The organism is Virgibacillus sp. MSJ-26, assembly GCF_018918075.1.
In the GTDB taxonomy this organism is placed as follows: Bacteria; Bacillota; Bacilli; order Bacillales; family Amphibacillaceae; genus MSJ-26.
In genome coordinates this window covers 122098-139818 of sequence record NZ_JAHLPW010000002.1, presented here as the reverse complement: position 1 = coordinate 139818, position 17721 = coordinate 122098, and the positions used below count along the sequence as shown (strand labels likewise).

The following is a 17721-nucleotide window of genomic DNA, read 5'->3' as shown; positions in this document are numbered from 1 at the left end:
AAAAGGGTAGTTTATAATTACTAAAGTTGAATATATTTAAAGTTCCGGTTATAACGTCTTACGTATGCAGGAATCCCCTTGGAATTGGTTCTTATTTTCACCATTTTCTAATTTCATCACTCCTAACTTTACAAATTTATATATGATTTACATTTAAACTAACGTTTTTAAAGCGCTTTCACAATAAGGATATTGTTAAGTTTTTTATGTTTATTGTTAAATTGATGAAATAACACCGTTTTTTCTAACGTAAAAAAGAGGTTGGTTCACTTTTATATTAACAAAAATACTTATGTCCCAACCTCCTTATTTTTAGTTTATCAATATAGGAAAATTCTTTCTAACTTAATCCAATTCTATTCAATCATAATATCCTTTGAGTATACCTCATTCCATTCACCAATTAATCATTGCATAATCCACCAAAACCAATTTTTATATCAATTTACTTAACCACTCAAACATTTTAGTTATAATTTGTTCTAACATATAGCCAGATTTTAAGTCTTGTATAAAAAGTCAGCTCCAAACTTCAATCAAATGATCTGCTTCCTCAATCAATCTTTGATATGCATCTTCAGATATAAATTCATTCTCTTTATATTGATCTAGCAGTTGCTTAAAGCCGTTCATATGTTTAACTACTTTTTTATCTTTTGTTTGTTTTTCAAAATGATTTACTGCAGTCAAATGGATATTTAAAGCGTGGGATACTTCACTATTTTCAATTTCCCCTTGATCCTCTAAACGCTGTATAATCTCCTTTATTTCTGATGCGTTTTGAACCGGAGATTCGTTCTCAACCATTAATGTTGTAAATAATTTATTTTCATCTAATGACGTATCTAACTCCTCACCATAGACATTCAATATGTTTAAATTTGGTGAAAACTCTGCCGCTAGATCATATTGACCCGATTCAAGTTCAGGAATCTTACCTTCAAATATAAATGCTGTTCCTTCTTGATTTTTTTGAGTTAATTCCAAAGCAAATTCTTGTTCATTTATTTTTGCATTTAATATTCTATCTCCACTCAGCATCACAAAATCATCAAATTCAACCTTCACTTGAATATTCTCTCCAGCATAATGGGGGACATCTTCAGATTCAACTGTAATGGAATCCATAAAAGGTAAAGGTAACTCTCCCTCTCGGTCCCATTTCAGGTACTCCGGATTAAATTTAGTGAAATCTATATGTGATCCATTTTCATAGAGTAGACCGATGTTACCGTCATTTAAGTTAGTGAGATTCGAGTATCCATATTCACCTGGCTTAACTAATTGAGAGTACTTCCAATCAAATGTATATTTTGTTCGGCCATTATCATATGTTCCATCTTCATTAATTAAACCAGCTCGTACAGTCCCGTTCACTCTTTGCGTTGAATCCCCTGCACTTGCAAAGATAACTGCTTCTTGTCCATCAATCTGACCGTCATATCTGATTGCCGTCATCTGAGAATAAGGAGCAACCAGATCATGTTCTGTAACAACTTCAGAATCCCATGTTTCACCCCCATCAAAACTCGTAGCAATCTGAGCATAACCGGAGTAATTTCTCATAAATAATTTTAGTTGACCATCTGGCATTTCTAAAACCTGTGATTCCGTGATTTCATTACCTACGAAAGTTCTTTCATCTAGCACGTCACCATCAACAATTCGTCCATGGTTAGGAGACTCTCCTCGGTGCCATGTCTCCCCATGATCATCACTATAGATTACTGCACTCGCTTGTTGCCTATTTTCATTTGTAAAATAAACAGGAAATACTAATCTTCCTGCGTTTTCTCCTTCTGTTAACTGAATACCGTTACCCGGTCCAGCTCCAAGGAATGCCATCCATTCTTCTTTTAGTCCCGGATTCATATCTGTAGGACCTTCCCATGTTTGTCCTTCATCATCACTATGCCACAATTCTAGAAAGGAAGTTCCAGCTACTTTAAGGGGGGACTCCTCTAAGAGAACGTTGCTTATTTTGTCACTATTTAAATATAAATTTCTTTTCTTATCCACTGTATAATCAGTTTCTTCATTTTTTTCATCAAAAACTACACCATTGTCTCTTACAGTGTATTCATCACCTGCACTATTATAAAGCGCTAAATAATCATTGCCATCGATTGTCACAAAGCCAGTCCCCTGATCCGCAGTCGGGAATCCTTCTCCTTCAGGAAACGCAAGTACAAGAGTGTATATTCTTTTTGTATCGTTATCTTGCACTAGTAACTGGTCTATATTTGCTGCATTACCAGGATATTCATTAATCATAATACCGTCGTCTTCCCAAGTATCTCCCTGATCCAAACTTCTTCTCACCATAATATCTATATCGGCTGGTGCATCTCCTGCGTGACTTATTCGCTTATCTATACCTGCTATTAACGTTCCATCCATTGTATTGTACAATGCAGGAATTCGGTAGGCGTTCGAATCATACAAACCTGGATGAAAAACTGATAATGGCTCAGTAATCATGGCGTCATCTGGCAACGGATTTAGTATTTCATCCCCATCAGTTACTTCAGTAATATCTATTAATTCTTGATCTGAAAGTGGTTTACTATAGACTTCAGCAAAATCAATTGCTCCATTAAAGTGATAATTGTTATTATTTCCCGATCTTTCCGTTCGACCTAATTGTGCACTATTTGGAGCATACACATTACTCATAAATTTACGTTCTGTTGTTGTATCATGTAAAACCAGATTGCCATTTAAATAGTATTTATACCCTTCATCTATGTCTACAACCATTGCAAAAGTATGGACTTCATGTTCCTTTACATCTACATCTGTTTTAAGGTGGATGTTACTAGGCGGTTCTCCTGGCTTCTCATACCGATTTTCACTTCCAACAGCATTTGGAGTTACATACACTTGAAAGTGACCATTCGAAAGGTCGCTATTAGATAGCGAAAACAATGTCATGACATCCCCTGGATCATGATAGCGGAATCTGATAATAATGGTCCCTTCATCAAGCTCCTTAAGCTCATCGACCTTATCATTTAAATTTGTAAAATTATCTCTTTCTATGAGTTTATTCTCTTCATGGAGTATTAAATCATTCATTTTACTAGTAGAAGCAAATGAGTAGCTTGTAAAACTTAGCAATAGCATTATAAATACAATTGGAATTACAAAATATTTCTTCATTTTTTATACATCTACCTCCTGATCGCTGACTTGAAAAGAAGTTGGAACAAAATTAAGTATCGGTTATTAATGACGAACCTTTTAAGTAAGCGTTATTCGCTTCGGAAAAATATTTCGCTTTCCGTGGGCGGCTGAAGCCTCAGCTCCCACAAATATTTTGGGACGAGCATTCACGCGCAGTCCAAGGAGTCTATGTCATCAACTTTTTCTGTGATCGTATCATAAAAAACTTCTACTTCCTTAAAATTAGGTGATTGAATTGGTTAGCCTTTTAAAATAGAATGGGTAACAGTGTCGAGATTATGTCACTCACAACTGAACCCATTCTATTTCATTTAGTACTTGTCAGTTTTACTCTAATTTGTCAATCAACGTATCCGCACCATCTGTGAGAGTTTCATAGGCTTCATCAGAAACATGCTCTTCTGCTTTATAATAATCAAGTAGATCTTTGAATCCATTGAGATGTTTCACTACTTTTTCGTTGTTGCCACTTTTCTCAAACTGCGCCAACGCTTGGAAATGCATTTTAAAAGCATGAATAGCTTCATCGTTTGTAATGTTTCCTGCTTCAACATGTTGATTATACAACGTTTGTAAATCAGAGATATTCGATATTGCGTTATCTTGAATGATAAATGATTCTTCTAAGGTACCTTCGTATTTGACAATACCCTCAATTATGACTTTAGCTTCACCAACTTCAACATTATCTTCATACGTTACGCGATAATCTATTCCTTCTTCAAGTTCTTTAGAATCTAAAGTTACAGTAGGTTGAGGTGTCTTTTCCTCTCCATCATACGTAAACACATCCTGATCAAGTTCGACCTTTGCATTTTCTAGTGGTTCTTTTTCAACAGGCGCTTTACGAAGTCTGATTTCTCCTGCTGTCATAAATTGGTCTGCTTGACTTCCTTCACCATAAGTTGATAAAGCGGTTAATCGTATGAATTTAGCCTCTCTTGGTTCATCAAATTCTGCCATGGACCATGTATCTGTTTCATTTGGCCAATTACCAACTGATACTTCTTCCCACGTTTCATTATCTAAAGAAGTTTCCACTTTATATTCTTCTACAATACCGTTACTGCTACCACCGCGTGATAAATAACGGAGCGCATCAATTTCTGTTGCTTCTTCCATTTCCAAGGTAATCCAGAAGTTTGATTTATCCGTTCCACCCCATGGCGTATGGAATATGGTTGATGGATCATTATCTACAGCAAAGTTAGGGTCACCTTCTGTTTCGTGATCTTTATGATAATCTCCTGCGGTTGCGGTAGTTTTTCCGTATGGATAATCCCGAGATCCATCATTTGCCGGTAAATCTTCTTCAGGTGCAGGTTGATCAAGATTAATCCTATAAGTTTCTCTAGACTCGTGATCTTCCGATTCTGTTATAATACGAATCACATTTTCAGATGGTTCTAGTACAGTAGCGGCAACGTTTTTATCACTTTCTACTTCAACATCTGCTTTTTGATATTCAGTGTTAATTACTTTATCTTCAAGTTCTGAAGATGGAACACTATTACCGTTGAGCAGAATATTATCAAGCGTTGCTTCACTGTATTCTTCTAGTGAACTATGCTCTTCACGTAATTCTACTTCTGTCAGTCCTACTGCTAAATTCTTACCGGCATCGTTCGTTCCAGGATCACTTGTTAAAACAATTTTAAATGCAACAGCTGGAACACCATCGAAACGATAATTTACTTTAGTAGTATTTGGCGTACCCTCAGAAGTCTCCTCACGAGTTTCTTCGATGTTATCTATTTTTGTCCAGTTCGCATCCTCTGTCCCTTCATTGGACCAATAGAGTTCAACATCTTCAGGTAAGCGTGCAGCCCAATCATCCTGATAGAAATACAAGTCAGCTGAACCTAAAAATTGTGCCGTCGCATAGGTGAAAACTATTTCTGCTTTATTGTTTCCTGTTTGGGCCATATTATAGTTTGTCCAAATAGAAGGATTCGGCCCGCTTTCAACAGTATCAAATCCTGTATCACCATCAACAATGGCTTCTAGGTTGTCGGATTGCAATTCTTCAGGTATATCTTGTGTTAATGTCAAGTTATTTCCAGCTATATTGTCACCTAAAGTCCGCTCTGCATCACTAACGCGAACAGACGCAGTGACAGGTATAGTTTCACCAAATACTGTTGAAGTTCCATTAATCGTTACCTGCCCTGGTTCTTTATAGTCCGCAGCATCTTGGGCGTCCCATTCTACTGGGAATTCAGTTCCTAAAACGTTACCATTCTCTAAAACAAGAGGTCGACTGGAAGGGAGATCAACGTCGTCAACTCCTGTTTCAGTAACAAGTGAATAATTCAAAAGAGCCTCTACTGATTCAATAACCGTCACGTTCGTATAGACTCGCAAATCGAAGTTTTCGACATGTCCTACAAGGCTAACAGTTCCAGGCTCATCAAACATATTATCTTCAATATCCCAAGTGATGTCGTGTGTTTCTTCAGTTCCATCACTGAAAAGTAACTCTACTTCCGATACAAGTTCTGGTTGATATCCTAATTTCACATAGTAATTCTTTGGCATTGTGTAGCCTTCAACATACTGTTCATCTGGTTTTTCAGGATCAGGTGTGGTTTCAATGGTTATACTTTGATCTTTGATGCCATCTGCTTCTATATTAAGGGTCATTGATCCTGCATCATTTGTTGATTTTACGACAGCAACCAACTTTCCATTAAATAAGTTACGCTTACCACTGTCATATGGTTCATGATCCACTTGATCACCATTGTCAAGTGCCATCAATTCTCCATCACCGCTTACATCTGCATGAATCAAGTCAGCGGCATCTTCAACGGTATTACCATTTTCATCGATTGCTTCAATTGTGATATAGGACAAATCACGTCCATCAGCCACAATCGATTCACGATCTGCCTCAAGCTTTAAGTCGGAAGTCTCGTCAAATGTCGTAACACTGTCACGGCCTTCTGTATCAGTGATAACTTTGTCATTTTCATCATACGCCTTGGCATAGACTGTTCCATCTTCATAAGGAACGTCCCAGGTTAAATAAAGATTTCTGAAATCCTCTTCTTTTTTATCCTCACCTTCATATATCTGATACGAGTACCCTACATCTGTTGTATATTCTGTGAAGGTTTTTTTACCTAGAGACTTTTCTTCACCATTGGTATCTTTAAAGAATAATTCAACACTTTGTGCATCACTATAAACATCAACTCGAACGTTCCCCTCATCATCAATCTCAACCATATCTTCTTTCCATGCTGGAAGTACATGGAGTGTATCTACTTCATCATTCCATTGTGATTGATAAAAATAAAATCGGTCTTTTGGAAGTCCGGCTGTATCAACAATACCGAAATAACTTGACTTTGGTGAAGGCCAAGCACCTGTGGCACCTGAACCTACGTTATTCCAAGGCGTTGGTTCTCCAAGATAGTCAAAACCAGTCCAAACAAATTCACCTGCCACAAAGTCACGGGTTATAGTGGTATGCCATGAATCTGCTGAAAGATGACCCCATCCCACGACTGACTCATCATATGACGTTAAGTGCCTATCATAATTGGAAGGTTTGTAAACTCCCCGACTGTTGATAGATGATGCTGTTTCCGCACCATAAATTTTCCAATCTGGATGATTTTCATGATATTGGTCAAGTAGATTTCCATTCGCATAGTTAAAACCAACAGTCCCACCATGTTCTGTCAATTTTTCACCAATTTTTATTGCCTCATCCCAATTTGCTGTAAGTTTGTTGTCGCCATTAGTAGCTGGACGAGTTTGATCAACTTCTTCAACCCATGTCGCGAGTTGGTCTGAAATATCTGGATATTCATCATATGGACCACTGTTACCTTCCATCACTTCATTGCCTATTGACCAGCTAATGATAGACGGTGCATTAATTCCACGACGGACCATCGTCTTAATATCAAATTCTGCCCATGTCATGTCTTCCTCTGCACCTAATAATGGATTATCACCTACTGACTTCTCAAACCATGAAGCATAGTCATGAACGTTACCATTTTTATTGGCTATCCATGTATCAAATGCTTCGTCAATAATAAGTATGCCTTCTCTATTTGCAATTTCAATGAGTTCATCGGCTGCAGGGTTGTGTGTCACACGAATCGCGTTAACACCCATATCTGACAAAATTTCAACTTGGCGTTCCATGGAGCGATGATGTGCTTCTGCTCCCAATGGCCCTTGATCGGAGTGCATGCTTACTCCTTGTAATTTGACGGCTTCTCCATTTAAAGAAAATCCTGTATCTGAATCAAATTCAAACGTTCTAAAACCATAATCTGTAACGTATTCATCGATAACTTTATCATCTTCTATAACTTCTGTAACAATTTCATATAAGTGTGGGTTAGATAAAGTCCAAAGTGTTGGATCATTTATTGTTAGAGAAACATTTGAAGACTCTGAGTCATTAGCATCTATTTCTAGTAAGTCACTTTTTCCGCTAACGATAATATCTTCTGAACCTTTTTCACGAATGCTTTGCTTTACAACCGCTTTAACATCATCAGAGGACTGGTTCTTAATATTAGCATTAACTTCTACATCAACATCTTCTCCTGTTTGTTCTTCAAGGTTTGGAGTTAATACTTGAACACCGTAATGATCAACATGAACATCATCTGTTATTGTTAGATGGACATCACGGTAAATTCCACTTCCTGAATACCAACGACTTGATGGGAATTTATGATTTACACGTACCGCAATGACGTTTTCTCCATCATTATTGAGGTGATCAGTTAAATCATATGCAAACGGTGTATATCCATTTGGATGATCGCCTAACTTATGTCCATTTATATACACACTTGCATTCATATAAACACCACCAAATTCAGCAACGACCCGCTTATTTTCATCTACTTCGTCCAGTGTAAATGACTTACGATACCATCCAACACCACCAAGCTTATAACCACTCTCTGCTTCACCTGCTTGGCTATAAGGGAGATCTAAACTGTAATCGTGTGGCAATTGCACATTATCCCAATTTGAATCATCATAGTTGTTCAACTCTGCATTACTTTTCTCTCCATAACTAAACTTCCAATTATCATTAAATAATTGGCGACGTTTATCATCACTTACGTCTGTTTTATGGATGAATGTTTCAGGCGTACTAAATGAATAGTCTTCTTCCTCTGCAATAACATTGTTTTGATTCGTTAAAGCTGACACTAAAAAAGTCATTATTAACATGACACCTATTACTTTTATTTTCCTAGGCATTTTACACCTTCTCCTCTAAAGTTTAATTAAATTTCATGATAAATAATTAAACCTCTATTTTCACTAGATGTTATTTATATACATTTGTAAATAGCCATACCATTCCACAACAAAACTCTCATAATAGATAACGGGATAATTACGTGTAAATATACCAAAAAAGCTTGCCCTATTAATTTAGCAGCTTCAAACGTTTGATTAGAAATATCGGCATAAAAGTTCCTAAATATCCAAAAAATTAATCTTAACTACTGAGTCAAGATCAACTCCACTCTAGCTGTAATCTTTTTCCATAAGATAGGATAGAAAATACGCTCATTTACTTCCTCAGCAGACATATCTTTTAATTCAGCTAAAGTCGTTTCATAGATAACATCATCTAAATTATCCGCGTTATATAAAAAATCTACTGAATTATGTTCGACAAAGTCTTCGATATTATCTCCTTCTACATCTATCACATAATATTATGTTTATAGGAACACCTTTTCGATATCAAGTATTTCAGCTCCAAATATCCTCTTCGTTTATTCCTTACCACTAAAGGAAGTATAAGCACCTCCCCAATTAACGATAAATCTAAAACTAACGACATGCCTCCTATACTTAGTTGTTTTTTATTTTGAACTTAAACGATAATTCGAAGACTTAACTTTACAAATGTTTCTTCGCTTATAACTTATAACAATTTTCATCACCTCTAACTTTTCAAATTTGTACCGTGTTATCTATGATATACACTTAAGCTAACGTTTTTAAAACGCTTTCACAATAAGGATATTGTTGGTTTTTTTATGATTATTGCTAAATTAATTGTCTTTTTTGTAAATTAGGAAAAATTGACTAGTCGTTGTTATATTTTTTTATATCAAAAGGCCTAAGTAAAAATGGTGAGATTTTTGAGCTAGGAGATTACCAGGGGAGATTTTAAAAGTAAGAGAAGAGGCTGGAACATAAGTATTTTAGTTAATTAAAATCGAAGTTTTTTTCGAAGCAAATAGTACTCGCTTAAAGTTGTTCGTCTTTTAATAACTAATACTTAGTTGTGTCTCAGCCTCATTTTTTAACACCTTATACTAAATTAAGCTTATTTCCACTGATTAACTAAATAATCACTATGACTTAATAAAGTTTCATAAACCTCTTCAGAAATCGCTTCATTTTCTAAATGATATTCAATTAAAGAGTTAAATCCAGCCAGGTGTTTCCGAACCTTTTCGCTATGACCAGTATTTTCATAATGCTCGACTGCTTTTAGATGAAGAGACAAGCTTCTAGCAACTGTTTCATCTTTGAATTCTTCTTTTTTGTTTAAGCTTTCAACGAGTCTTTGCATGTTCTTAGCATCCCAAGCGTATATCGCATTTGCTGTTAGCGAAGAAGTCTTTTTTCGGATCGAATTGGTGGAGACCGTCTCCCGTGTTGGGTGCACTCGATTTGTAAGTAAAATAGCCATTGTATCAAGATCTGGGCTAGCAACCACAGATGTCCCCGTGTATCCTGTATGGCCAAACGTATTTTCTTCAGCTAACACATCCATATACCAATCTTGATTCAAATCCCAACCTAAACCATGATCCTGACCTGGATAATCTGTATTCCAATTTATGTTCATCAAGTTGAATGCCTCATCTGATAAAATGTCAACTTCTTGATAACTTCCTTCATTAAGAAGCATTTGCAAAAATACAGCCATATCACTAGCCGAGCTAAAAACCCCAGCATGACCTGCAACACCATCAAGGGCCCATGCCTTTTCATCATGTACACTGCCCCAGACTAAGCCACGGTCTGCCCATGGTTGCTCCTCAGTCGCAGCAATTCTCGATTTTAAATCCTCTGAAGGGTTATACATCGTATCTCCCATACCTAGAGGCTCGATAATATTTTCCTCTACATAAGCATCTTGACGTTCTCCCGTTAACCGTTCTATCAGAACACCTAATGTTATATAATTAATATCACTGTAGACATACTCTGCACCTGGCTCATTTAAAAGCGGTTCAGCCATTGTAAAATCAAGCAGGTCCGCCCGCGTTCCCTCTATATCATAAAGCGGTTGTGACGGTCCCGCCTTTTCACCTGATGTATGAGTGAGTAACTGTTTAATTGTAATCTCTTCTTTTTCCTCTGTATCATATTCCGGCAAGTAATCAGCAACAACATCGTCCAAATCAAAATGTCCTTGATCCCATAATTGCATGACAGCAACCGCTGTAAACAACTTCGATATGGAAGCCATATCAAAAATAGTGTCCTCATGCATTTCAATGGGCTCGTCCATTTCAGTAAAATCATCATCAACATAACGCGCCGCATAGCCGTATGCGTCATGTTTAACGACTTTTCCATCCCGAGCAATAAGCACGACAGCCCCAGGCATGACTTTTTCAGAAATAGCTTCTTCAATCTCACCATCCAAATCATCAAGCGGTTGCTGAAGCATCTCCACATTTTCAGGACTATCAGGTTGCAACCCTAAAATTTCCGCCTGGGTAGCTTGTGGTTGTACAGATAACATGGTAAAAACTAATACAAACGCATACATAATTGGTATGATCCTTCTTCTCAATTCCATCTCCCCCTTTTAATTTTTTCGTAATGTGAGATCAAACTAAGTATAATGAAGAGGCATCAAAATTTCTGTCATATGCTGTCGAAATCATCTGCCTTTTCTCAAAATGAATAGGAAGAACTAATTGAAGTAGACAATAGAATAGGTAATAAGTCTTTTTTTCGGAAAATAGGCAAGAAGAATGAAGATAATGTTTGTGAGGAAGTGAGAAAACGGGGTTGATAGTTGAGGGGGGATGCCCCTTTTAGTATGTGATTGATTGTCTATTTTAAATCAGGGATAAAAGTAAACGCTCAGGGACTACACCTGAGCGTAATACATACAAAACATGAAATTTTCAAGGTGAATAATTATTACTCACCTTCCCATACCGTATGAAAAATGCCTACTTTATCAACACGTTCATACGTATGTGCTCCGAAATAATCCCGTTGAGCTTGAATCAATTCAGCTCCACTCCTTGAGGCACGATAACCATCGTAGAATGATAGCGAAGAACTCAAGCCTGGTATTGATAATCCGTTTTCCATCGCTTTCATGGCCACACGTCTTAATGAACCCTCATAAGCATTCGCCTTCTCTTGAAAATAAGGGGCTCTTAGGATATTCTTCAGTTTTACATCTGATTGAAATGCCTGACTGACAGAATCCAAAAAATCTGCCTGAATAATACAGCCACCCCTGAAAATGAGTGCAATATCAGCCAACCGGAAATTCCATCCATAATAATCCGAGGCCTGCTTGTATTGCATGAAACCTTGAGCATAGGTACAAATTTTACCCATGAATAACGCTTCTTTAACGAGATTAATCCATTCATCTTTATCAGATACCTGACAATTCATTTTCGGGCCGGCTAAATACTCTGCGGCTTCTACACGTTCATCTTTTAAGGACGAGAGGTATCTAGCAAATACTGATTCTGTAATGATGGAGGCGGGAACCCCAATATCCAAAGCATCTTTACTCGTCCATTTTCCAGTACCTTTTTGCCCTGCTTTATCAAGGATAACGTCAATAATCGGTTGGGATGTGACTGGGTCATCATAATTCAAAATATGACCGGTGATTTCAATCAAATAACTTTTCAGCTCCCATTCATTCCATTTAGAAAAGATGTTTGCAATTTCTTTCACGTCCAGTCCGACGACCTTCCGAAGAAATTGATAAGCTTCTGAAATCAATTGCATGTCCGCATATTCAATCCCATTATGAACCATTTTCACATAATGTCCCGATCCTTCTGTTCCGATATATGAACAACATGGTTTCCCATCGACCTGAGCAGCAATTTTTTCAAGAATCGGTGCCACTTCATCGTAAGCCGCCTTATCACCACTGGGCATTAAGGCAGGACCATTCAGTGCACCTGCTTCCCCGCCAGAAACACCAATACTTAAAAACTGAATCCCTTTTTCTTTCAATAAGCGAAATCTTTCTGTGGAATCTTTGAAGTTAGCGTTTCCGCCATCCATAATAATATCTTCTTTATCAAGCAAAGGGGCAATCGAGTTGATCACCGAATCTGTCACTTCACCTGCTGTTACCATAAGAAATACCTTTCGTGGTTTTTCAAGTGATTCAATAAATGGCTTTAAATCATAGAATACTGTCGCACTTTCATGTGGAAATTCCTCACTAAATTTTTCTGTTAAATCGGGAGTATAATTATAAAGCGCCACACGCTCACCTTTATTTAACATATTTTTAGCAAGACTTGCTCCCATAACTCCTAGCCCGTATACACCGATTGTATGATTCAATTTTAAAAGTCCTTTCTTTATAAATGTAATTTTTATACAAAAAGGCTTAGCAGCATGATGAAACCTAAGCCCACTACTGAAATGACTGTTTCAAGTAATGTCCATGTAGAAAAAGTCTCTTTCATTGTCAAACCAAAGAATTCTTTAAACATCCAGAATCCAGCATCGTTGACATGGGAAGCAATCACACTTCCAGCTCCTGTGGCAAGCACCATTAATGCAAGATTGACATCGGATCCCTGCATCAAAGGAATGACTAATCCTGCGGTTGTTAAAGCTGCAACGGTAGCAGAACCAAGGGAAATACGTAAGATGGCAGCAATAATCCAAGCTAATAAAATGGGTGACATACTACTGTCTGTAAAGATATTTGCAACTGCGTCACCAACTCCACCATCAATTAAAACTTGTTTAAATACGCCGCCACCTCCAATGATAAGCAACATCATACCAATGGAACGAATAGATTCTTCCGCTGAAGCCATCACTTGTTTGACTGGTATTTGACGGGCAATTCCCATCGTATAGACTGCCAGTAATACAGAGATTAACAAAGCTGTTGTCGGTTCACCGATCAAATGAATAACATCAAATAATACACTACTGCCTACACCGCCTATGTCTTGAAGCAATTGGATGATGGTAGAGATGGCCATCAAGATGACAGGGAATAATGCCGTCAAAATACTCGTGCTAAAAGGTGGTGTCTCTTCAATTTCGAACTCTTTAACTTCACCTACAGAGTCAATGCTGCCGGTTTTTTCAAATGCTTCAGGAACTAACTTTTTCGCTAACTTAGTGAATAACGGTCCTGCGATCACTAAAGTCGGTACTGCAATAATGAAACCATATACTAAAACCATACCGATATTCGCTTCATACTGCTGAGCAATTACCGTTGGTCCGGGGTGTGGCGGTAAAAATCCGTGTGTGACGGATAATGCTGCCGCCATTGAAATTCCTAGGTAAAGTATAGATACCTTTAATTGCTTGGCTATCTGATAAACGATGGGAATAAGAAGAACAAGGCCAACTTCAAAGAATAGAGCAATACCGATGATAAATGAAGCGATCACGACCGCCCATTGAATATGTTTTTCACCAAATCGATTGATTAACGTCATGGCAATCCGCTGTGCACCACCCGCATCTGAGACAAGCTTTCCAAGAATAGCTCCAAAACCAAAGATTAATGCGATGCTTCCAAGTGTGCCGCCCATCCCCTCTTCTATTGAAGAAACGATTTCACCAAGCGGCATCCCTAAAGCAAGGGCAACTAAAAATGAAACTACCACTAAAGAAATAAACGTGTTCAAATTCAATTTCATAATTAAAATAAGTAATACAAGAACACCTAAGGCGACGATGAGCAAGGGAAACATATTACCGGCCAAAGACATATCATCCACTCCTTCAAGATTTTTTTAACTTACTTGTCGTGTACATTATTTTGGTAATGTGAAATCTTCTTATATTCCTCACTGAGCACTCTCGATATGTTGATGAAGATTGGAATTAACTGCCTATAAGCAACTTCGTTAGCAGGATTCGGCGTGTGTGTAAAAGTCGAACCAATCAGGTCCTTGACAACTTCAAACGAATCTATTTTCCTTTCGGCATATAATCCTAATAAACACGCACCCAAACATGATGATTCATAACTTTCCGGAATGATGACTTCATGGTCAAATATATCAGCCATCATTTGGCGCCAAACCTCAGACCGTGAAAATCCCCCTGTGGCTTTGATAGAGGTAACCTCTGTACCCATAACCTCAGTTAAAGCTAAGAACACAGTATAAAGATTAAAAATAACCCCTTCCAATGCAGCACGGATCATATGCTCTTTTTTATGATTCAAAGTCAGGCCAATGAATGACCCTCTAACATCAGAACTCCATAATGGCGCCCGTTCCCCAGCCAGAAATGGGTGGAATAAAAGACCGTTGGCACCGGGGACAACTCCGTCAGCGATACGGGTTAATACATCATAAGCATCAATCCCCAACCGGTTAGCTGTTTCCACCTCACTAGCTGCAAGCTCATCACGTATCCAGCGCAACACCATGCCACCATTGTTTACTGGGCCGCCAATCACCCAATGATCTTCCGTCAAGGCATAACAAAAAATACGTCCTTTGCTATCTGTTTTTGGTTCGGAAATAACCGTTCGAATAGCCCCACTCGTCCCAATCGTTACGGCAACTTCCCCTTTTTGAATCGCATCAACTCCGATATTTGAAAGTACACCATCACTGGCACCGATAACAAAGTGCGTTGTATCAAGAATTCCCATTTCTTCTGCCAGAACAGAGTTACACCCGGTAAAGATTTCTTCGGTTGAAACGAGCCGTGATAATTTAGAGTCATCAATTCCAGCAACCTTAAGAGCGCTTTCCTCCCATGACAGCGACTTCAAGTTCATCATTCCAGTAGCAGATGCGATCGAATAATCAACAACATACTCAGCAAAAAACTTATTAAAAATGTATTCTTTAATACCAATATACTTTTTAGTCTGCTTGGCTATCTCTTTTTCATCATGTTCAATCCACGTAATTTTGCTAAGTGGGGACATGGGATGAATCGGCGTTCCCGTTTTCAAGTAAATGTCATGCCCATGATGTTCGTCTTTTATTTTCTGAGCCCAATTAGCACTTCTATTATCCGCCCAAGTGATGCAAGGGGTAAGCGGTTCACCGTTTTCATCGATTGCAATCAAGCTATGCATTGCACTGCTGAAAGAGATGAATGATAATTTTTCAGGTTTTATTTGTGATTGCCTCATAACATTTCCAATTGACAAAATAACTGCCTGGAATATTTCTTCCGGATCCTGCTCCGCCGTCGAAATATCAGGCGTATAAAGATCATAGCCATTATTTTCCTGAGCAATGATCTCCCCTGTCTCTCGAAATAACACGGCCTTCGTACTTGTTGTTCCAATATCAACCCCAAGCATATACTTATTTCTATCCATGATAATTCCTCGCTTTCTTCATCATTTCCGAATTCGTCCACAAGTCCTCTACACGATTTTGTACATCATCGAAATTATTGAAAAATGCTTTTTTAATCAATTTGTTATCCTTATTCGCCAAAGCTTCAATGATTAAACCATGATTGGCGAGTATCCGATCAAAATCCTGATAATTAACTTGACTTCTATAACGCATGGATAATAGAATGAGGCACTCCATAACTGGTTTTAATTGATTCCAGACCATCAAGATTTGTTGATGATTAATCGACTGAATGATTAATTCATGAAATTCAATATCTTTTAGTGAAAACTCATCAACATCGCCATATTTAATAGCTATTTTCATCATTTCCAAGGTTTTTCTTAAATCATTAAGCAGGCCATCGTTGTCTGATTTAATCAGACGTTTGGTAACAAAAGTTTCAATCATAAGACGTATATCATAAATTTCCTCAATATCTTGTTCAGACAGGCCAATAACCATTGCCCCCATTCTTTCCAGACGGATAAGCCTCTCCTTATCCAGTATCCTCAATGCCTCTCTTACCGGAGAACGACTGACTTGATATTCATTCGCCAGCTGATTTTCCGATAAAACGCTTTCTTTTGGTATATCTTGAGAAATAATCCTCATTCTTAATTCAGTAACTACCATTTCTCCCTTTGAAATAGACGACGACAATCCTTTATCCGGATAAAACTTTTTCATATATATTTATCATCTCCTGAACTAACTTATTAAGCAGTTGGATACTTGTTAACTTGTATACAAGTATAGTTTACTACGAATTATTTTATAGTGCAAGCGTATTCATTCATGGTAATAATTGGTGAAAAAATGTGTATTGATAAAGGTTAAACGGTGGGGCTTAAATGAAATAACTCTTCCATAAAAGCTTAACATTCACTAAAAAGCACGTGGCGTGGCACTTCCAAAAGGTTTATTGTTATCGTCTCCTAAAAAAACTGTTTAAAGTTTTTAAGCTTTTTTCATTTAATTTTTGCCTCGACGAATTAAATCTAAAGAGCAAATTTTGTAATAGAAAATACACGATTTCACCTTATATTCGATAAAAAGATAGCAAAACATTTTCAATATTGAAGTCTAATTCGCTCGCATCTTTTAATTTGTTCGACAAAAGTAAAATATGGATTTTCTGCTTTAAACTTTGAAATAAATATAACTTGAAAAGACAGCAAAATGATGAACCACTCTCATCACTAAAACACATTATGCATCGCTCCCGAGGGTATGGTAATATAAGTGTAAGCATATACGGAAAGGAATGATTAAATGACCATTCCAAATGAAGAAAGAAAATATTCTTATGTAGATTACCTGACTTGGGATGAAGGAGAAAGAGTTGAACTGATTGATGGAGAAATATTCAACATGTCACCGGCTCCTTCACGTCAACACCAACAAATACTTGGGGAATTATTCAAAGCTTTCTCTTCCTTCCTGGAAGATGCCGAATGTGAAGTCTATTTTGCGCCTTTTGATGTACGACTTTTTGCAGAAAATAAAAGTAATGATAATATAACCAATGTCGTTCAGCCTGATTTAACTGTTGTATGTGATAAAGATAAACTTGATGATCAAGGATGTAGCGGATCCCCAGATTTGATTATTGAAGTTCTTTCGCCATCCTTTATTAAGATAGACCGTTGGGATAAATATAAACTTTATGAAAAAGCAGGCGTTCAGGAGTACTGGCTTGTCGATCCTATCAATCAAGCGGTCGAAGTACACTATTTAGATGGCACACAGTATGGATTTCAAGGTGTATTTACAGAGGAAGACACTGTTTCCGTTCAAATTTTGCCAGAATTAACATTACATTTGAATGAAATATTTAATGAAAATGATCATAAATATTGAGAAACTTGATTAAGCGAAGGCATTGCAAGCATTTTGTTACTATTTTGCTTTGATTTGGTTTAATCTTACGAGTTATGAATACATC

Annotated in this window: 9 protein-coding genes; 1 reads left to right on the top strand and 8 read right to left on the bottom strand. The window is 37.3% G+C overall.

The features are described 5' to 3' along the window. Positions 1-519 precede the first annotated feature (519 nt). The 8 genes from KQI49_RS01225 to KQI49_RS01190 all read right to left on the bottom strand — a co-directional run bounded on the left by KQI49_RS01225 (position 520) and on the right by KQI49_RS01190 (position 16463). Positions 520-3162: a sialidase family protein gene (locus KQI49_RS01225; RefSeq protein ID WP_216486005.1), complete on the bottom strand. Its 2643-nt coding sequence runs from the start codon at positions 3160-3162 to the stop codon at positions 520-522. Between the two features lie 351 nt (positions 3163-3513). Beyond that, positions 3514-8433 (bottom strand): discoidin domain-containing protein, encoded by a 4920-nt coding sequence (locus KQI49_RS01220; RefSeq protein WP_216486003.1) that lies wholly within the window; start codon positions 8431-8433, stop codon positions 3514-3516. A 248-nt stretch (positions 8434-8681) separates the two neighbouring features. Beyond that, complete coding sequence (locus KQI49_RS18460; RefSeq protein ID WP_371817493.1) at positions 8682-8894, bottom strand: TasA family protein; 213 nt, start codon at positions 8892-8894, stop codon at positions 8682-8684. Between the two features lie 626 nt (positions 8895-9520). Next, positions 9521-11011 (bottom strand): serine hydrolase domain-containing protein, encoded by a 1491-nt coding sequence (locus KQI49_RS01210; RefSeq protein ID WP_371817492.1) that lies wholly within the window; start codon positions 11009-11011, stop codon positions 9521-9523. Between the two features lie 350 nt (positions 11012-11361). Beyond that, positions 11362-12771, bottom strand: coding sequence for a decarboxylating NADP(+)-dependent phosphogluconate dehydrogenase (gene gnd / locus KQI49_RS01205; protein WP_216486001.1), 1410 nt, complete (start codon positions 12769-12771; stop codon positions 11362-11364). A 32-nt stretch (positions 12772-12803) separates the two neighbouring features. Further along, on the bottom strand, positions 12804-14153 hold the full coding sequence (locus KQI49_RS01200) for a gluconate:H+ symporter (RefSeq protein ID WP_216486327.1): 1350 nt from the start codon (positions 14151-14153) through the stop codon (positions 12804-12806). A 47-nt stretch (positions 14154-14200) separates the two neighbouring features. Further along, positions 14201-15733, bottom strand: a complete 1533-nt coding sequence (gene gntK / locus KQI49_RS01195; RefSeq protein WP_216486325.1) for a gluconokinase — start codon at positions 15731-15733, stop codon at positions 14201-14203. Positions 15734-15743: 10 nt separating this feature from the next. Further along, a complete protein-coding gene (locus KQI49_RS01190) occupies positions 15744-16463 on the bottom strand; it encodes a GntR family transcriptional regulator (protein WP_216485999.1) in 720 nt (239 codons plus the stop codon). 585 nt (positions 16464-17048) lie between these two features. Between KQI49_RS01190 and KQI49_RS01185 the strand changes: the two genes are divergently transcribed. After that, entirely contained in the window at positions 17049-17636 is a 588-nt protein-coding gene (locus tag KQI49_RS01185; protein ID WP_216485997.1) for a Uma2 family endonuclease, read from the top strand. The last annotated feature ends 85 nt before the right edge of the window (positions 17637-17721 follow it).